The organism is Thalassobacillus devorans (assembly GCF_900176565.1).
In the GTDB taxonomy this organism is placed as follows: Bacteria; Bacillota; Bacilli; order Bacillales; family Halobacillaceae; genus Thalassobacillus; species Thalassobacillus devorans_A.
Genome location: NZ_FXEH01000005.1, coordinates 1,151,379 through 1,168,025, shown reverse-complemented (window position 1 = coordinate 1,168,025; position 16,647 = coordinate 1,151,379). Strand labels below are relative to the sequence as shown.

General features: G+C 45.6%; 15 protein-coding genes. 8 read left to right on the top strand and 7 right to left on the bottom strand.

The features are described 5' to 3' along the window. Positions 1-81: 81 nt before the first annotated feature. Both B9Y67_RS10285 and B9Y67_RS10280 read left to right on the top strand, forming a co-directional pair. Positions 82-393, top strand: coding sequence for an MGMT family protein (locus B9Y67_RS10285; RefSeq protein ID WP_085506603.1), 312 nt, complete (start codon positions 82-84; stop codon positions 391-393). A 55-nt stretch (positions 394-448) separates the two neighbouring features. Continuing rightward, positions 449-1,285 (top strand): MBL fold metallo-hydrolase, encoded by an 837-nt coding sequence (locus B9Y67_RS10280; RefSeq protein ID WP_085506602.1) that lies wholly within the window; start codon positions 449-451, stop codon positions 1,283-1,285. Positions 1,286-1,362: 77 nt separating this feature from the next. On the opposite strand, the gene B9Y67_RS10275 is transcribed toward B9Y67_RS10280, so the two are convergent. After that, positions 1,363-2,781 (bottom strand): alanine/glycine:cation symporter family protein, encoded by a 1,419-nt coding sequence (locus tag B9Y67_RS10275; protein ID WP_254901773.1) that lies wholly within the window; start codon positions 2,779-2,781, stop codon positions 1,363-1,365. 186 nt (positions 2,782-2,967) lie between these two features. Continuing rightward, positions 2,968-3,165 carry a cold-shock protein gene (locus B9Y67_RS10270; RefSeq protein WP_062443511.1) on the bottom strand — a complete coding sequence of 66 codons (198 nt, stop codon included), beginning with the start codon at positions 3,163-3,165 and terminating at the stop codon, positions 2,968-2,970. Between the two features lie 418 nt (positions 3,166-3,583). Between B9Y67_RS10270 and B9Y67_RS10265 the strand changes: the two genes are divergently transcribed. After that, positions 3,584-5,344 (top strand): glycoside hydrolase family 3 protein, encoded by a 1,761-nt coding sequence (locus B9Y67_RS10265; protein ID WP_176223955.1) that lies wholly within the window; start codon positions 3,584-3,586, stop codon positions 5,342-5,344. A gap of 65 nt (positions 5,345-5,409) precedes the next feature. Here B9Y67_RS10265 and B9Y67_RS10260 read toward each other — a convergent pair whose 3' ends face one another. Beyond that, positions 5,410-6,285: a DMT family transporter gene (locus B9Y67_RS10260; protein ID WP_085506600.1), complete on the bottom strand. Its 876-nt coding sequence runs from the start codon at positions 6,283-6,285 to the stop codon at positions 5,410-5,412. Positions 6,286-6,467: 182 nt separating this feature from the next. Between B9Y67_RS10260 and ltaE the strand changes: the two genes are divergently transcribed. The 4 genes from ltaE (at position 6,468) to rlmH (ending at position 11,019) form a co-directional block, all read left to right on the top strand. After that, positions 6,468-7,490, top strand: a complete 1,023-nt coding sequence (gene ltaE / locus B9Y67_RS10255; protein ID WP_085506599.1) for a low-specificity L-threonine aldolase — start codon at positions 6,468-6,470, stop codon at positions 7,488-7,490. 241 nt (positions 7,491-7,731) lie between these two features. Next, positions 7,732-8,982, top strand: a complete 1,251-nt coding sequence (locus tag B9Y67_RS10250) for a S8 family peptidase (RefSeq protein WP_085506598.1) — start codon at positions 7,732-7,734, stop codon at positions 8,980-8,982. Between the two features lie 143 nt (positions 8,983-9,125). Further along, positions 9,126-10,379, top strand: a complete 1,254-nt coding sequence (locus B9Y67_RS10245; protein WP_441007554.1) for a S8 family serine peptidase — start codon at positions 9,126-9,128, stop codon at positions 10,377-10,379. A gap of 160 nt (positions 10,380-10,539) precedes the next feature. Further along, the gene (rlmH, locus tag B9Y67_RS10240; protein ID WP_085506596.1) at positions 10,540-11,019 is read left to right on the top strand and encodes a 23S rRNA (pseudouridine(1915)-N(3))-methyltransferase RlmH; all 480 of its coding nucleotides are present in this window, start codon (positions 10,540-10,542) and stop codon (positions 11,017-11,019) included. Positions 11,020-11,293: 274 nt separating this feature from the next. Here rlmH and B9Y67_RS10235 read toward each other — a convergent pair whose 3' ends face one another. From B9Y67_RS10235 to modA, 4 genes are read right to left on the bottom strand one after another with little or no spacing between them, the layout of a single operon-like run. Beyond that, positions 11,294-12,202, bottom strand: coding sequence for a nuclease-related domain-containing protein (locus B9Y67_RS10235; RefSeq protein WP_085506595.1), 909 nt, complete (start codon positions 12,200-12,202; stop codon positions 11,294-11,296). Positions 12,203-12,247: 45 nt separating this feature from the next. Further along, entirely contained in the window at positions 12,248-13,318 is a 1,071-nt protein-coding gene (locus B9Y67_RS10230) for a sulfate/molybdate ABC transporter ATP-binding protein (RefSeq protein WP_085506594.1), read from the bottom strand. Further along, complete coding sequence (gene modB, locus B9Y67_RS10225; RefSeq protein WP_085506593.1) at positions 13,315-13,998, bottom strand: molybdate ABC transporter permease subunit; 684 nt, start codon at positions 13,996-13,998, stop codon at positions 13,315-13,317. Before modB ends, B9Y67_RS10230 begins: the two co-directional genes overlap by 4 nt. Then, complete coding sequence (modA, locus tag B9Y67_RS10220) at positions 13,999-14,754, bottom strand: molybdate ABC transporter substrate-binding protein (protein WP_217807568.1); 756 nt, start codon at positions 14,752-14,754, stop codon at positions 13,999-14,001. A gap of 336 nt (positions 14,755-15,090) precedes the next feature. Here modA and B9Y67_RS10215 point away from each other — a divergent pair, with 336 nt between their 5' ends. Next, a complete protein-coding gene (locus B9Y67_RS10215; protein ID WP_085506591.1) occupies positions 15,091-16,599 on the top strand; it encodes a malate:quinone oxidoreductase in 1,509 nt (502 codons plus the stop codon). Positions 16,600-16,647: the final 48 nt, after the last annotated feature.

Sequence of the window (16,647 nt, the reverse complement as noted above, 5' to 3'; positions counted from 1 at the left end):
CTTGTGGATGAGTTTTTATGTGAATTTGTGTAGGATAGTATTAAACATTTGCCTATATCCACTTATTAAAAGGAGAATTTCATGGAATCCTTTACGCAAGATGTCGTGAAAATTATTTCGACGATTCCTCCAGGGAAAGTTATGACTTATGGGCAAATCGCGAGGCTGGCAGGGAGCCCGCGCGGAGCGAGACAAGTGGCGCGTATTCTTCACTCCATGAGTCAAAAATACAAACTGCCCTGGCATCGTGTTGTCAACGCACAAGGGAAAATCGTCATAAGTGATGAAGCCGGGAGTGAAGTCCAGCGCCTTTCTCTGGAAAGTGAAGATGTGCCAGTAACAGAAGCGGGCCGGGTGGATTTAGAACGGTATCAATACCATCCAGAAGTTTAATAAAAATGATTTTTAGGAAGACAATAATTAATAAGGAGTGAAGGAGGTAATTTTAATGAAGGATCGATTGATACCTGTCACATCGGTTTCCAGTGGGATTGAACAGCCTTTAACGCCGGATATACATTGTCTTCCCATCCAAGTGGTCAACGTTTGCTTTGTGGGAAGCCCCGTGCATCCGTACGATTGGGTGCTTGTCGATGCCGGCATGCCGAAATCGGCAGATGATATACTAGCGACGGCCCAGGAATTATATGGGGAAAACAACAAGCCGAAAGCAATTATTCTTACGCACGGTCACTTTGATCACGTGGGGGCGGTAGAAGAGCTGGTGGAGCATTGGGATGTACCAGTATATGCTCATGAGCTGGAGATGCCTTATCTCACCGGTGAAATGGATTACCCGGAGCCTGATACAAGTGTCGAGGGCGGAATGGTAGCTAAAATGTCCCGCATGTTTCCGAATGAAGGAATCGACCTTGGCTCACATGTGCATCCACTTCCTGCCGATGGCGGTGTGCCGCATATGCCGGGCTGGCAATGGGTCCATACCCCGGGCCACACACAGGGGCATGTCTCTTTCTTCCGGGAGTCGGACCGTTCGTTGATTGTCGGAGATGCTTTTATTACCGTGAAACAGGAATATTTATTTAAAGTGCTGACCCAGGAACAGGAAATCAGCGGGCCGCCGCGTTACCTGACAACAGACTGGGATAATGCCTGGGAGTCGGTTCGGAAACTTGAAGCTTTGAAGCCGAATTTGGCAGTCACTGGTCATGGTTATCCGATGGCCGGGGAAGAATTGACCGAGAATTTAGCAAAACTGAATCGCGAATTTGATACGATTGCCATCCCTGACCATGGAAGGTTTGTGGATAATGACGACAAATAAGCCGGGACATAGCGCCCCGGCTTTTTTATAATTGGAATGATTTTTAAAAAAGTCGCAAATTAAATTCGTAGTTTAAGTTATTCTGACTCCTTGGCTTCATCACTGAATAATTTTATGGTTGGCTTACCGCCTTTGCCACGGTAGATTCGCTCGATATAATCCTCCGTGATCGCCTTGATATCTTTATACATAAACAACACAGGGATAATGTTGAAAACGACGACAGCAGCCAGCAGTAAATCAAGGAACTGCCATACGAACTGCAGGCCTCCGATTGCCCCGAGGTAGATAGAAATCACATAAACGATCCGCATGCCTTTTGAAAACTTCAGCCCAAACAAGTACTCCGCCTGTTTTTCTCCGAAGAAAATGACGACACTTACCGTCGTGAATACAAAGAACAATAGGAAAAGAGCGACAAATGTTCCGCCAAACTGCTCACCGAATACATCAGCGAAAGCTACGTTGACCATGTTGGCGGAATTATCAGCACCAATCTCTTTCCAGGCACCTGAGGTAAGTACGGTCAGGCCGGTTATGGTACAAATGACGATGGTATCGACAAAGACACTGAAGATGCCCCACAATGCCTGTTTACTTGGGTGGTCGGTCTGGGCAGCAGCGTGGGCCACGGGTCCCGTTCCGAGACCAGCTTCATTGGAGTAAAGCCCACGGGCAATCCCCCAGCGAAGCGCCTGAGCAATTCCAGCCCCGGCAAAACCACCGGCGGCGGAAATAGGAGTGAAGGCGTGGGCGAAAATCAATCCGAAAACACTTGGGATCGTTTCGATATTTGCAAAAATAACGATAAAGCAGATAAGTAAATAGGAAATCACCATAAACGGGACGAGTTTATCGGTCACTTTACCGATTCGTTTGATTCCGCCAAAAACAATGATACCAATCAGGATGGTGATGGCTATTCCAGTGATCCAGGCGGGCCAGCCAAAAGCTCCTTCGACCTGGGTTGTGATGGAATTAGATTGGACCATGACACTTGGAATAATTTCGATCATGAGGAAAAAGGCGAATAAGGCCGCGATTTTGTTCCAGCCGAGTCCCTTCTTGATGTAATATTGTGGTCCGCCGACCCAGACGCCTTCTTTATTCAATTCCCGATATTTCAGGCCGAGGAGAATTTCAGAATAGCGGGTAGCCATGCCGATCAAAGCGACCATCCACATCCAGAATAGTGCACCCGGTCCGCCCATGGCAATGGCAAGAGGCACCCCGACGATATTGGTCGCTCCTGCAGTGGAAGCGAGGGCTGAGGTAAATGCCTGAAACGGCGTAATGGTGCCTTCGTGTTTATTTTTCTTAAAAATCTGACCAACCGTACGCTGGAGTACATGGCCGAAAAAACGGAATTGAAAAAACTTGAGTTGAACGGTTAAAAATATTCCGCCGATAATGAGAATGATAGCTAATACGTAGGTCCAGAGGAAGTCGGATATATTGGCTACCCCTGTTTCAATCAAGGTCATCAGGCTTTCCATAGGTAAACTCCTTCCAGGTTGTCGGTAATTAATACTTGCTTACCCGATTTCTTGATTGGTAAAGCGTAACAAATTTACCAGGAATATAGGTGTGTGGACCTGGAAGGAAGAGGATGAAGGTCGGGACGGAGAGGGATTAAGGCACAAAAAAAGGACCCCATATAGGAGTCCTTTTTGTAACGTCAATTATTTTTGAACGTTAGCAGCTTGAGGTCCACGTTGACCTTCTTCGATATCGAAAGTTACTGCTTGGCCTTCTTCTAGAGTTTTGAAGCCTTCGCCTTGAATAGCAGAGAAGTGAACGAATACATCGTCTTGTCCTTCTACTTCGATGAAACCGAAACCTTTTTCTGCGTTAAACCATTTTACTGTACCTTCTACCATGGTAATTCCTCCTGCGTGGCTGTGCCACCTTGTATTACTCTTCTTGCTCTTCATATTCATTCAAGACGAAAACATTTTTCTTCTTTCACTCATATCCGAACAATAATAAGTGTTCTAAGCATAGCACCTGGGCTTAGGAAAAGCAAGCAATCTGCCAAAAAACTTTTATATTAGTGCGATTCCGACATTTTTCGAGGTGTTTAGCTGTTTTTTAAAAAGCCCGATTCATCCATTAGTCATAGTTTTCCAAAGATAATTAGGGAATTTGCAATGAGATAATTGTATGAATTTACATTTTTTGCATGCTGGTATAGACGTCTATGCTGCGGGGTTGGTATTCTTAGCCTTAATAAGTCATAAAGGAGGAAAGCATTACCGCTGGAAAATTGTCTTTACTAATAGAATGGAGGTCTTCAAATTGAAAAAAATACTAGCTTCACTCAGTTGTTTTATGCTTGTTTTTTCACTTTTGATTCCTGCCGCTACTGCTAAGACAAGTCAGAAAGAGCAATTCCAACATCCAGATCCACAATCAGAAAAGGCACAAAAAGGAATGATTAAGCGGATGATCGCTCAAATGACGGATCGGGAGAAAATCGGCCAGCTGGTAATGCCTTCTACCTTCGACAACGGATCAGGTATGCCAAATGAGTTTACCAAACAGGCAATTCAGGAGTATAAAGCGGGTTCCGTCATCGTGTATGGAAAACGAACAGCGGAACACCAGGCCGCCTACAACAATCAGTTGCAGGAATGGGCTGCGGAAACAGAAAAGGCGATTCCTTTGATCATTTCTGCTGACCTGGAATATGGTGCGTCTCAACGCGTCCCTCAAGATGCCACTACATTTCCAAGACAAATGGGAATTGGAGCGACGGACAGCCTGGAATATGCCGAGCTGGTGTCCAGTATCACGGGAAAGGAAGCAAGAGCGATGGGGTTCAATTGGAACTATTCCCCCGTTGCTGATGTAAATACCAATCCGGAAAACCCGGTAATTGGCGTGCGTTCCTTTGGAGAAGACACAGACCTGGTGGCGGATATGACCGCTGCGCAAGTCATTGGAAATCAGAAAGAAGGGGTCATGGCTTCTGCCAAGCATTTCCCGGGACATGGGGACACCAGTGTCGATTCCCATTATGGGATAGCACAAGTCACATATGATCGTGATACCTTGGATCAAGTCCATTTGCCTCCTTTTCAGGCAGCGATAGATGCTGGGACGGATTCCATTATGACCGCCCATGTCATTATTGATGCTATCGATCCAGAGCTTCCTGCTACGCTATCCAAAAAAGTCCTAACAGGTCTTTTAAGGGATGAGATGGGCTTTGACGGGTTGATTGTAACAGACGCGATGAGCATGAAAGCTATTGATGATAATTGGGGAGCAGGAAACGCTGCTGTTCTTGCAATCAATGCCGGTGCCGATATCATCATGGCGACTGGAAACCAGGAGGACCAGCTGGAAACCTTCGAAGCCCTTTATGGAGCTTATCAGACAGGCGAAATCACAAAGAAGCGGGTGCATGAATCGCTGGAGAGGATTTTGGCTAAGAAGTTTAAATACAACTTGTTTGAAGAACGTACGGTAGATCCTGAAGAAGCTTTGGAAATAACCCAGACACCTGCTCATAAAGAAGCAGCATCTGACATAGCAATAAACTCGATGACGTTATTAAAAAATGACGGCGTGCTCCCTTTTGATAATCAATCCCAAGAGACAACATTGGTTGCCGGAACTACCTATATTAATCAAATAGGAGATAAGGTCAGGGAGAAGTCTGAAGGAGACGTTACTACTTGGAGTGCCTCCAGTGCTGATCCAAGTGAGACAGAAATTGGACAGGCTGTAGAGTTGGCAGAGGATGCCGACCGGATCATCGTTCCTACTTATTCTGCAAGCGTCCTGCCAGAAGGGCAAGTGAATTTGGTAAAAGAGCTGCGTGAGACTGGTAAGCCAGTGGCCGTCGTTTCACTTGGTCTCCCTTATGATATAAAAGAATTTCCGGAAGTAGATGCCTATCTGGCTTCTTATGTACTGGATCGCTGGGGTACAGCGAACCCTACAGCCTGGACAGGTGCTGTAGATGTTATCTTTGGCGAAAATCCTGGCGGTAAGCTGCCGGTGAATATAGAAGGTTTATACCCGATGGGATCGGGCTTATCTTATGAATAATTCAACAAGTGGAATTTAGTACATCTAATACAAAAAACGGCGTGTCCTCCCTGAGGACTGCCGTTTTAGCTTTGTTTCTCCTGATATTTCTTGTCGAGCTGATTGTTTTTGATGAACATATAGAACAATGCCCCGAAGATAACGATGTATCCTATGATACTCATGAAGTCGGGCACCTGTTTGATGACGACGATACTGATCAGCGTGGAAAAGACTACGGTCGAATAGAAGAATATCGAAATTTCCTTGGCTGGTGCGAACTTATAAGCAACTGTAATACCGAATTGGCCCATCGTCGCAAAAACGCCTGCTAACAGCAGGTAGATCAACTGCTGCATCGTCATTGGCTCCCAGAAAATGATCACAAAGGGCAGCAGCGACATTGTGGTGAAAAAGGAAAAATAGAAGACAACCGTATAGAATTTTTCTCTATTACCGAGAAGTCTCAGCATCGTATACGCTCCGGCGGCGAACACGGCCCCAAGTATCCCGCCTAAATAAGGCACGATATCAACTGAAAATTGCGGCTTGATGATAAATAGCGTTCCGACGAATGCAATAATGATTGCCACCATCTGGAACAGTTGGACCCGCTCTTTCAGGAAAATGGCAGAGAAAATGATCGTGAGGAACGGACTTAATTTATTCAGCATGTCCGCATCGGATAGCACGAGTTCATCAATGGAATAGAAAAACAGTACCATGCCGAGTGTACCCATCGCAGACCGCAGGAGCAGGTACTTCTGGTTTTCCTTTTTCCCAAACAAGCTTTCTCTATAATACATGACAAAAGCGAATGAAATCATAACAGAAATGACGTTTCTGAACCACGTCTTCTGCACAGTCGGCAAATCGCCTGACAGCTTGACGAACGCCGCCATAACCGAAAATCCGAACGCAGATATAAGCAGCAACAGGATTCCTTTATTTCGATCTTTCATAAAGTTTCCTCCATCGATAATTAGTTAAGGTTGTTACACACTCTAACCATCCTAATACAAAATTAACCATTGGAAAAGTTACTTGCTTACCAGAGGAATGATTCAGAAAAGTGCTTCGTTTTGGTAAAGAATCTGGTAATCTAGTACACTTTTACTAAAAGAAATGAGTTGGAGGAATGGCGATGATCGATTTGCGGAGTGATACAGTAACGAAACCGACAGAAGCGATGAGGCAGGCGGCTTATGAAGCGGAAGTCGGCGATGATGTATATGAAGAAGATCCGACGGTAAATAAGCTCGAGGAGCGGGCAGCGGAAATGCTGGGCAAAGAAGCGGCATTGTTCGTAACAAGCGGCACGCAGGGCAATCAGATTGCCATCCTGACGCACTGCAAGCCAGGCGATGAAGTGATTCTCGAACAGGATGCCCATCTGTTTGTTTATGAAGGAGCGGCGATGTCTGCCCTGGCAGGAGTGCAGCCGCGGACGATCAAGGGAGAACGGGGAGCGATGTCCCCGGCAGATGTGGCTGACGCGATCCGCGGTGAGGACATTCATTTTCCGGAAACTGGATTGATTTGTCTGGAAAACACCCATAACAAAGCGGGCGGTGCAGTTCTGCCTTTAGAAAATATGAAAACAATCGCCCAAATAGCCAGGGAGCACCACGTTCCGATTCATCTCGATGGGGCGCGGCTGTTCAACGCAGCAGCAGCGACCGGCATCTCGGTTGACCGCTATGCAGCATTGACCGACACCGTGCAGTTCTGTTTGTCGAAAGGGCTTAGAGCGCCTGTCGGCTCGATTATTGCTGGTTCTGCTGATTTTATTAAGCAGGCGAGAAAGTGGCGGAAGCGTCTCGGAGGCGGGCTTCGGCAATCCGGAATTGTGGCAGCGCCGGGCTTAGTCGCTTTGAATGAAATGACGGAGCGGCTTGTTGAAGATCATCAACATGCGGAGAAGCTTGCTGCTGGTCTCGCTGAGATGGATGGTTTGACCGTGGAAAATGAAGTGGAGACCAATATCATCCTGGTCAATACAAAGCAGGCGGGCTATACGGCAGAACAGTTTTTGGATGCATTGAAAACAGAAGGGATTTTAGCGGTACCATTTGGCCCGCATACTGTCCGTTTTGTTACCAACTATCATATTACAAAAGAAGATATCGAAACGGTACTGACGAAGATTAATCAACTGGTGAATTAATTCGTAACAGGAAGCTGCTTTCTCCCTATGGAGAAGCCAGTTTTTTTGCACAAAATGTCGAAAAATTTTCACAAAATAGTTATATAATACTAGTTATTTGCTTCATCTTGCTCAATCAATCGCCTGAAAACCTGTGCTACAATCAAATTCAACGCAATAGACCAAATTTTCTGAATAAGGGGAGGTTTGTCGAAAAAAACGAGCGATCTATTGCAAAAAAATGAAAGGGAGGCATGCGTTAATGAAAAGGGCACTTTTTACATTAACGACTACCATCTTAATGTTGACACTGTTTACCGTCAGTGCATTCGCATCTCCGGAAAAAGAAAATGGAAATGACTGGGTGCGTGTATTGATTGAATCAACAAATGAGAATGCCAAAAGTCAAGATAAGGAAAAGTATGATGTTAGACACGACTTCGGCAAGCAAGGTTTTTCGACCAATGTGACGGAGCAACAATATGAAGCATTACAAAAGAATAAGAACCTCAACGTTACTAAAGTGGACAAAGTCTCTTTAGTGAACCAGCCGCAAGCTACGGGTGATCGTAGCTCTACCCCTTCTGATCAAACCCCTTGGGGCATGGAAGCCATTTACAATGATGATTCTATTACTGCCACGGACGGCGGGGACGATATTCGAGTAGCTGTCCTTGATACTGGGTCCAAAACCGACCACGTCGACCTCGAAGGGAACGTGGAACAATGTAAAGATTTCAGCCGGCTCTTCTTTTCCCGTGTAGATGGTTCCTGTAATGATATCAATGGGCATGGGACTCATGTCGCTGGTACTGTTCTAGCGGATGGTGGAGCTGACGGAGAAGGCATCTATGGTGTCGCTCCTGACGCGAAATTGTGGGCTTACAAAGTTTTAGGTGATTTAGGAATGGGCTTTTCCGATGATATCGCAAATGCGATCCGTCATGCAGCTGACCAGGGCCAGGAACAAGGTGTGAAAGTAGTGATTTCTATGTCACTTGGGTCAAGCGGTGAAGATGGCCTAATTACAGAAGCTGTCGATTATGCCTATGATAACGGAGCACTTGTTGTAGCGGCTGCCGGCAACGATGGCGATGGCGAAGACACTATCGGCTACCCGGGAGCTGTTGAAAATGCGATTGCAGTTGCAGCATTAGAGGATGTTCAGGAAAACGGAACCTATCGTGTTGCTGACTTTTCCTCTCGCGGAAACCCGGCCACTGCTGGTGACTATGTCATCCAGGAGCGCGATGTAGAACTTTCTGCTCCAGGCGCAGCGATTGCGTCCACCTGGAATGACGGGGCTTATAACACGATCAGCGGTACATCCATGGCGACTCCGCACGTATCCGGTTTAGCTGCAAAAATCTGGGCAGAAAACTCTGGCTTAAGCAATACGGAACTTCGTGCAGAATTGCAAAACCGTGCAACAGCGAATGATATCCTTGGCGGTACAGGTGCCGCAGAAGGCGACGACTATGCGTCCGGATTCGGGTTTCCACTAGCTCAGTAATGGAAAATAGACGATTTTACCTAGCTAATTGCACCTTCCTGCTCAATAAAATCAGGAAGCGGCTATGCTAGAATTATAACTATCAAAATATTCCGAAAGTAAAACTATTAATCTAACAAAATACTTAGATAAGGCGGATGATGATGAAGAAACTATTCTTTTCTGTGACAACTGCACTATTGCTGATGTCTCTATTCGCAATCAGTGCTTTTGCACAGCCAGCTGACGATAAAGCGAAGACACAGGAACAGATCCGTGTTCTGATCAATGCAGTCAATGACAATGCGGAAGAAAAAGCGAAAGAAAATTATGGCGTACGTCATGCTTTTGGTGAAAAAGGATTCACAACCAATGTAAATCGTAAACAGTTCGAGGCGTTACAGAACAATAAAAATTATGAAGTATCTGAAGTAGAAAAGGCTACCCTGGATGCTAAGCCGAAAGATACTGGCGAGCGTGATGGTCTTCCATCCGATCAGACTCCTTGGGGCATGGAAGCTATCTATAACGATGATTCCATCGCAACGACAGATGGCGGGGACAATATCCGCGTAGCTGTCCTTGATACAGGTGTGGCTGAGCACGCAGACCTGGCTAACAGCTTTGAACAATGTAAAGATTTCAGCCAAATGCGTTCCCCTCTAATCGACGGGACTTGTAACGACAAAAACGGTCACGGTACACACGTAGCGGGTACGGTTCTTGCGGATGGCGGTACTGATGCCCTAGGAATTTACGGTGTAGCTCCAGATGCTGACCTTTGGGCTTACAAAGTGTTGAATGACCGTGGATCTGGCTACATGGACGATATCGCAAATGCAATCGAACATGCGGCAGATGAAGGTAAGGCACAAGGTGTAAATGTTGTCATTTCCATGTCTCTTGGTGCAAGTTCTGAAAGCAGCCTGGTTACAGATGCTGTCAACTATGCAAACAGTCAAGGTGCACTGGTCGTAGCAGCTGCCGGAAACTCCGGTCCAGATGCTAACACGATCGGCTTCCCAGGCGGATTGCAAGGAGCAGTTGCAGTAGCAGCGCTTGAAAATACACAAGAGAACGGCACTTACCGTGTAGCTGATTTCTCTTCCCGCGGTAACCCGGATACAGACGGCGACTATGAAATCCAGCGTCTGGATGTAGAAGTATCCGCACCAGGTGCAGCAATCGAGTCCACCTGGTATGATGGCGGCTACAACACGATCAGTGGCACATCCATGGCTACACCGCACGTTTCCGGTCTGGCAGCAAAAGTCTGGGCAGAAAATCCTGGACTAAGCAATGCTGACCTGCGTGCTGAGCTGCAAAGCCGTGCAACAGCTAATGACATTCTTGGAGGAATCGGAGCAGCTTCAGGCGACGATTACGCGTCTGGTTTCGGCTTCCCGACAGTCAACTAATTTTGTATACAAGGTGCTCTCCTAGCATCTTTGTAGATATTCTTGTGTGACCCCCTACAATACATGAGAGCAAAAACGGACGCCTTTGGTGCGTCCGTTTTTGTTTTGGGCGAGTATGGTAGTATAGAAGAAACAACTTTGTCCGGAGGAATTTATTGTTATGAAAATCACCATTGTCACCGTTGGAAAATTAAAAGAAAAATACTTGAAGCAGGGCATCCAGGAATACGTTAAACGCCTCGGGCCCTATGCTTCGGTTGATATAGTTGAGGTTGCTGATGAAAAAGCACCGGAAAACTTGAGCGAAGCCGATATGAAAGAAGTGAAGAAAAAAGAGGGCGAGCGCATTTTGGCTAAGATCAATCCGGACAGTTATGTCATTACCCTGGAGATTGAGGGCCAGATGCTGACGTCGGAGAAACTTGCTAAGAAATTGGACGACCTCGCCACCTACGGAAAAAGCAAGGTCGCTTTCGTGATTGGCGGATCGCTTGGGTTGAGTGACGAGGTTTTACGGAGGAGCGACCTGGGATTGTCGTTTTCAAAAATGACGTTTCCTCATCAATTGATGCGCTTGATTTTGGTCGAGCAGATCTATCGGGCTTTTAAAATCAATCGGAATGAACCGTATCATAAGTAAAGGTTACCTAAGTAAGGTTGAAGTGGACAGGATGAGGCAAGAAACAGAGAAAGCTGTCCTCAAAGCCGGGTGATGCGGACAGGATGAGGCAAGAAACAGAGAAAGTTGTCCTCAAAGCAGGTAGAAGCGGACAGGATGAGGCAAGAACAGGGAAAAGCTGTCCTCAAAGCAGGTAGAAGCGGACAGGATGAGGCAAGAACAGGGAAAAGCTGTCCTCAAAGCAGGTAGAAGTAGACAGGATGAGCCAGGAAACCCGCAAAGCTGTCCGCATCTGTTATTTATAATACGCGCCTCTTCCACTTCCAGTTATGGTGAAGTTTTTCTTTAAGATTCGATAGATCGTTTTTTGCGATACATCAACTTTACACCACTCATAAACTCTTGGGGTGGTTATTTTCTGTTCAGGAAATAACAGCTTAAACTCTTTCACACTTCTTATTACCGCTTCTTCCAGGGGTTCAGCCTGTCTGCACTTTTCACACACTAAGTCATAATTCCTGGTAGAAACCTCAAATGAGTGGCAGGAACTACAATATATCCCCTTTTGCACCGTATGATAATTATAGTCAGGCAAGACAGTGAATGGGTTTTGGGTATGGTGTAATGAAATTAATTTCTGAGCAAGCTTTCCATGCTTGGCATTTAAGTGCGATGATATTTGATTTAATTCTTTAAAAAAGCGGTTTACTTGGGTGGGAAGAATGATGGGCTGGTCTAATGGGGCTTGATACAGAGTGAATTCCGGGTTGAGGAAAATTACAAAAGCTTCAACAGGGTAGTCGAGGTTGAGGTCTTGCAGGAGTTGACGAAACAGGATGGTACTTCTTTTTAACTGGTCTACGGGGTTTTTCAATTCGCGACCGGATGTCACGCTAAAGAATTTATCGGACTCTATGTAATAATCGCCTTCGAAATTCTTTATATCGAGAAGAAGGATAGTCGCCTGCGAAATGATGATAGTATCTATTTGAAAATAAGATTGATTTATTTCCAGTAGCAGATCATTAATTATATACCTTTCTTCTTGAAGGTTTTCGGTCAGGCAGTCAAACGCCAACTCTCCTCGATAACCTTTTTCTAGTCTATGATAATAATACAGCTCTTTTTCTGTTAACTTCATGCGGGTGTGTAAATAACGCATGGCCAATAATGCATCGGATTCTACTCGCCTCTTCAAAAACATATCCCACTTCCTTTCTTATACGTTACTTTCATTCTATAAAATAAGCTATCTATTTGCTAACAGAAACAAGTGACTGGGCGGAAGTTCGACTTTCACACCCTCCTGTGACAAGCTGTCTACTTCTTCATTGGGAACAGAAGCGGTCAGGGAGACTGCGTTTTCCACGTGAATCGTGACTCTTGTGCGATGGATGCCTTTTAGACTTTCGGCAATCGTAAAATCAAACAGGTTAGCGGTATCGTCGCCAGCTTTTTTAAAATGAATATTCTCGGCGTAAATGCCCATATGGTCGACAGCTTCCGGCACTGGCTGGCTCGGGATTTGCAGATTCAGATCACCTATCTTGCAGACCAGGTGGTCGCCCGGTTCGGTAACCGATTGGACGGGAAAAATGTTTTGACAGCCGATGACTCGTGCCGCACGAACAGTAGCAGGCCGCTGGAATACGTCTTCTTTTTTCCCGGATTGGACGATTTGACCTTGATCGTACAGGATCAAGTGGTCACACAGACGATAGGCTTCTTCCATATTGTGGGTGACAAGCAGCACCGTGCCAGTGTAATATTCCTCCAGAATCCTGATGAGTTCCTGTTCGAGGATATGCTTGACATGATAATCCAGAGCAGAAAATGGCTCGTCTAATAAAAGAAGTTCCGGTTCGGTCACCAACGTCCGAGCGAGGGCGACCCGCTGCTGCTGCCCACCGGAGAGTTGCTCTGGATAGTGGTCTTCCAGGCCAGCAAGCTGGACTTTCTCAATCATATCGTCCGCTCTTTGTTTTTTCTCCTCGTGGGATTTTCCCTTCAGCCCATAGGTGATATTTTCCTCCACCGTCATATGAGGAAACAATGCGTAATTCTGAAATACATAACCGATTTTGCGGTCTTTTGGTTTCACATTGATCCGGTCACCGGAATGATAAAGGACTTGATCATCTAACCAGATTTCCCCGCTATCTGGCGTTTGCAGGCCGGCGAGGCATTGCAAGGTCATACTTTTTCCGCACCCGGACGGTCCGATAATGCCGGTGACGCCGCTTTTTACTTCAAAATCTACATCCAATTGAAAATGGTTCAGTTTTTTCGTAATCGCAACTTTCAGGGTGGAATCAGTCATAGTGGTTGCCCCTTGTTCAGTTTCTTTTCCAGCCGGTTAATAATATAGAGAACGGCGATCGATACGACCGTCATAATCAGGACGAGAATATTCACCAAATCCCGGTTACCTGCCAGTAATGCGTCGTAGATGGCGATCGGCATGGTCATCGTTTCGTTGGGAATACTTCCAGCCACCATCAACGTCGCCCCAAAATCGCCGAGCGCCCGTGCGAATGAGAGCGTGATGCCGGCAGCAATCCCTCGCCAGGCGAGCGGAAGAATGATGGTCAAAAATATATTGAATTCTGTTCTTCCTAAAACTCTTGCCGCGTTCAATAGAGCCGGATCGATCCCTGCGAATGCGGATCTCGCTGATTTAATTAAAAAAGGAATCGAAACAACCAATGCAGCTATGACCGCACCGGTTGGCGTGAATACAATGGTAATATCGAATTTCTCTTCCAGTATTCTCCCGATTGAGCTTTGCCGTCCAAATAATACAAGCAGGTAATAACCGAGTACGGTTGGTGGCAGGACAATCGGTAAAGTAAGGAAAGTATCAATGATATCGGCTATTCTGCCGTTGGACCGGTTCAGGTAATAGGCGATTGGAATACCGATGATAAAGGCGAGCAGTGTCGCAGTGAGAGCTACTCGAAATGATAAAAATAATGGAAATAAATTAATGCCTTCTGCCATTTATTTTCCCTCCGGAACGATAAAACCGTAACGCTCCATAATTGGTTGTCCTTTAGGCCCTTTGATAAAATCGAGGAATTGTTTTGCCGCTTTTTCTTCTTCCGTTTGTTCCAGCACAGCAACCGACTGCTCAAGCGGCGCATGCAGTTCATCATCGATTATCTTAAATTCCATATTATCTTCCTGGTATAGAGACAGAGCGCTGATTCCTGCTTCTGCATTTCCTGATTCGACATAAGCAAGCGTGTCGGAAATGTTTCGTCCGTATACGAGCTTGTCCTCAATTTGTTCCCAAACCCCGGTATTTTCAAGAGCCTGCTTGGCTGCAAGGCCATAGGGTGCATGCTCGGGATTGGCGATTGCCACTTTCTTTATTTCTGGTTTCAATAGGTCATCCAAGGTCTGAACCGATACAGACTGATCCGTTAAAGTAGTAATCCCAATCCTTCCGAATGCGTAGGTTGTTTGTGTCTCAGGAATAATCAGGCCGTTTTCATTTAAGTCGTCCACAAATTTCACGTCTGCTGCAGCAAACACGTCAAAAGGTGCCCCATTTCTGATCTGCTCTGCCAGCTGCCCCGTCGAGCCAAAAGAGAACGTAACGTTGGTGCCGTTTTCTTCCTCAAACAGCTCGCCTGCTTCTTTGAATGCCAGTACTAAATCGGATGCGGCAGCAATCTTGATTTCAGTCTGGTCCTTATTTTCTTCCGTAGCACTATTACTGCACCCGGCGACTATTAATATAAAAGGAATCATAAAAAAAGCGATGCGTTTTATCATGGTCTACTCCCATTTCAAAGCAAATTTCATAACTGATTATCATTATAAAGCCGATGTAATAAGATATACAATGATATATGTTATAACCCTTTTTTATAGGGAAGAATGAATGTAATGGAAGAGGGGAAAGTTATTTCCAGTTATAACTATATGTAAGCGGTAAATATTTAAATTGTGAGATAATAATGATACACTATTAATGGATTAAAAATATTTGGAAAAGATGTAGAATCAGCTCAAACTTTGTCCAGCTGGAAGGAATCAGCCGGATTGGCTGCATCTTTTCTGCAAACTTAGGGAGTTTGAAAGACAATGAGCGAAAAACATACGGAAACAAATGTTATCTTAATTGGTGCTGGAATCATGAGTGCAACATTAGGGTCACTATTGAATGAATTGGTGCCGGATTGGAAGGTTCGCGTGTTTGAAAAGCTCGAAAGTGCAGGAGAGGAAAGCTCGAACGTATGGAATAATGCGGGTACCGGGCATGCAGCGCTGTGCGAGCTGAATTATACGCATGAAAAGCCGGACGGCTCCATTGATATTCAGAAAGCAATCAAAGTTAATGAACAATTCCAGGTTTCCAAGCAATTTTGGTCTCACCTGGTAAACAGTAATCTGATTCGTAATCCACGCGATTTCATTGTACCGCTGCCGCACATGAGTCTGGTCAGAGGGAAAGAAAATGTGGAATTTCTGAAAAAGCGTTTCCAGACGATGTCCAATAATCCATTGTTCCGGGATATGGAATTCTCCGATGAGCCGAAAAAGCTGAAGCAATGGATGCCGCTGGTCATGAAAAACCGACCAACGGATGAAGCGATTGCCGCTACAAAAATCGATGGCGGCACAGATGTCAATTTTGGCGCGTTAACACGAAAAATTTTTGACCACCTTGAACAAAATGATGTTGAGGTTAACTACAAGCATAGCGTGGAAGATATTACACGTACCAGCGACGGCTCCTGGGAAGTGAAAGTGCTTGATCACGCTAACGATAAAATCGAATACCATACGGCGAACTTCGTCTTCATTGGAGGCGGCGGCGGGAGCCTGCATCTCCTTCAAAAGACAGGTATTCCTGAATCGAAACACATCGGCGGCTTCCCGGTAAGCGGTCAGTTCATGGTGTGTAAGAACCCGGAAGTTGCCGACCAGCATTTGGCAAAAGTATACGGCAAAGCGGAAGTAGGCGCTCCGCCAATGTCAGTGCCACATCTCGATACGCGATTTATTGACGGTGAAAGAGCGCTATTATTTGGACCATTTGCCGGCTTTTCGCCAAAGTTCCTGAAACAAGGTTCCTTGATGGATTTAGTCTCTTCCGTACGATCCGATAACCTTATTACCATGTTGGCAGCAGGAGTTAAGAATGCTTCCCTGACCAAATACCTGATTGAGCAGGTGATCCAATCGAAGGAACAACGTATGGAAGAATTGCGTAAGTTTATTCCAGATGCGAAAAGCGAGGATTGGGATCTTGTGGTAGCAGGCCAGCGCGTGCAGGTAATTAAAGATACTGAAGCCGGCGGAAAAGGGACCCTGCAATTCGGTACCGAAGTAGTCACTTCAGAAGATGGTTCGATCGCAGCTCTCTTAGGTGCTTCTCCAGGTGCTTCCACGGCAGTATCTGTTATGTTGGAAGTGCTCGAAAGATGCTTCCCGCAGAACATTAAAGAATGGGAACCAAAAATTAAGGAAATGATTCCTTCTTACGGCGTGCTGTTATCAGAGAATCCAGAACTGCTGGATGAAGTGAATGCGACAACCGACCGGACATTGAAGCTTGTGGAAGACCAAAAATTAGCAGATACGATTTAATAGATAGCCAAGAGGAAGCATAGTCGCATTTTCTATGCTTCCTTTTTT

Bases quoted from the DNA above. Each gene is read 5' to 3' on its own strand.
- B9Y67_RS10275 (WP_254901773.1), bottom strand. From the start codon at position 2,781: ATGGAAAGCCTGATGACCTTGATTGAAACAGGGGTAGCCAATATATCC.
- B9Y67_RS10245 (WP_441007554.1), top strand. From the start codon at position 9,126: ATGAAGAAACTATTCTTTTCTGTGACAACTGCACTATTGCTGATGTCT.
- B9Y67_RS10235 (WP_085506595.1), bottom strand. From the start codon at position 12,202: ATGTTTTTGAAGAGGCGAGTAGAATCCGATGCATTATTGGCCATGCGT.
- B9Y67_RS10270 (WP_062443511.1), bottom strand. From the start codon at position 3,165: ATGGTAGAAGGTACAGTAAAATGGTTTAACGCAGAAAAAGGTTTCGGT.
- B9Y67_RS10260 (WP_085506600.1), bottom strand. From the start codon at position 6,285: ATGAAAGATCGAAATAAAGGAATCCTGTTGCTGCTTATATCTGCGTTC.
- B9Y67_RS10215 (WP_085506591.1), top strand. From the start codon at position 15,091: ATGAGCGAAAAACATACGGAAACAAATGTTATCTTAATTGGTGCTGGA.
- B9Y67_RS10285 (WP_085506603.1), top strand. From the start codon at position 82: ATGGAATCCTTTACGCAAGATGTCGTGAAAATTATTTCGACGATTCCT.
- rlmH (WP_085506596.1), top strand. From the start codon at position 10,540: ATGAAAATCACCATTGTCACCGTTGGAAAATTAAAAGAAAAATACTTG.
- ltaE (WP_085506599.1), top strand. From the start codon at position 6,468: ATGATCGATTTGCGGAGTGATACAGTAACGAAACCGACAGAAGCGATG.
- B9Y67_RS10280 (WP_085506602.1), top strand. From the start codon at position 449: ATGAAGGATCGATTGATACCTGTCACATCGGTTTCCAGTGGGATTGAA.
- B9Y67_RS10230 (WP_085506594.1), bottom strand. From the start codon at position 13,318: ATGACTGATTCCACCCTGAAAGTTGCGATTACGAAAAAACTGAACCAT.
- modB (WP_085506593.1), bottom strand. From the start codon at position 13,998: ATGGCAGAAGGCATTAATTTATTTCCATTATTTTTATCATTTCGAGTA.
- B9Y67_RS10250 (WP_085506598.1), top strand. From the start codon at position 7,732: ATGAAAAGGGCACTTTTTACATTAACGACTACCATCTTAATGTTGACA.
- modA (WP_217807568.1), bottom strand. From the start codon at position 14,754: ATGATTCCTTTTATATTAATAGTCGCCGGGTGCAGTAATAGTGCTACG.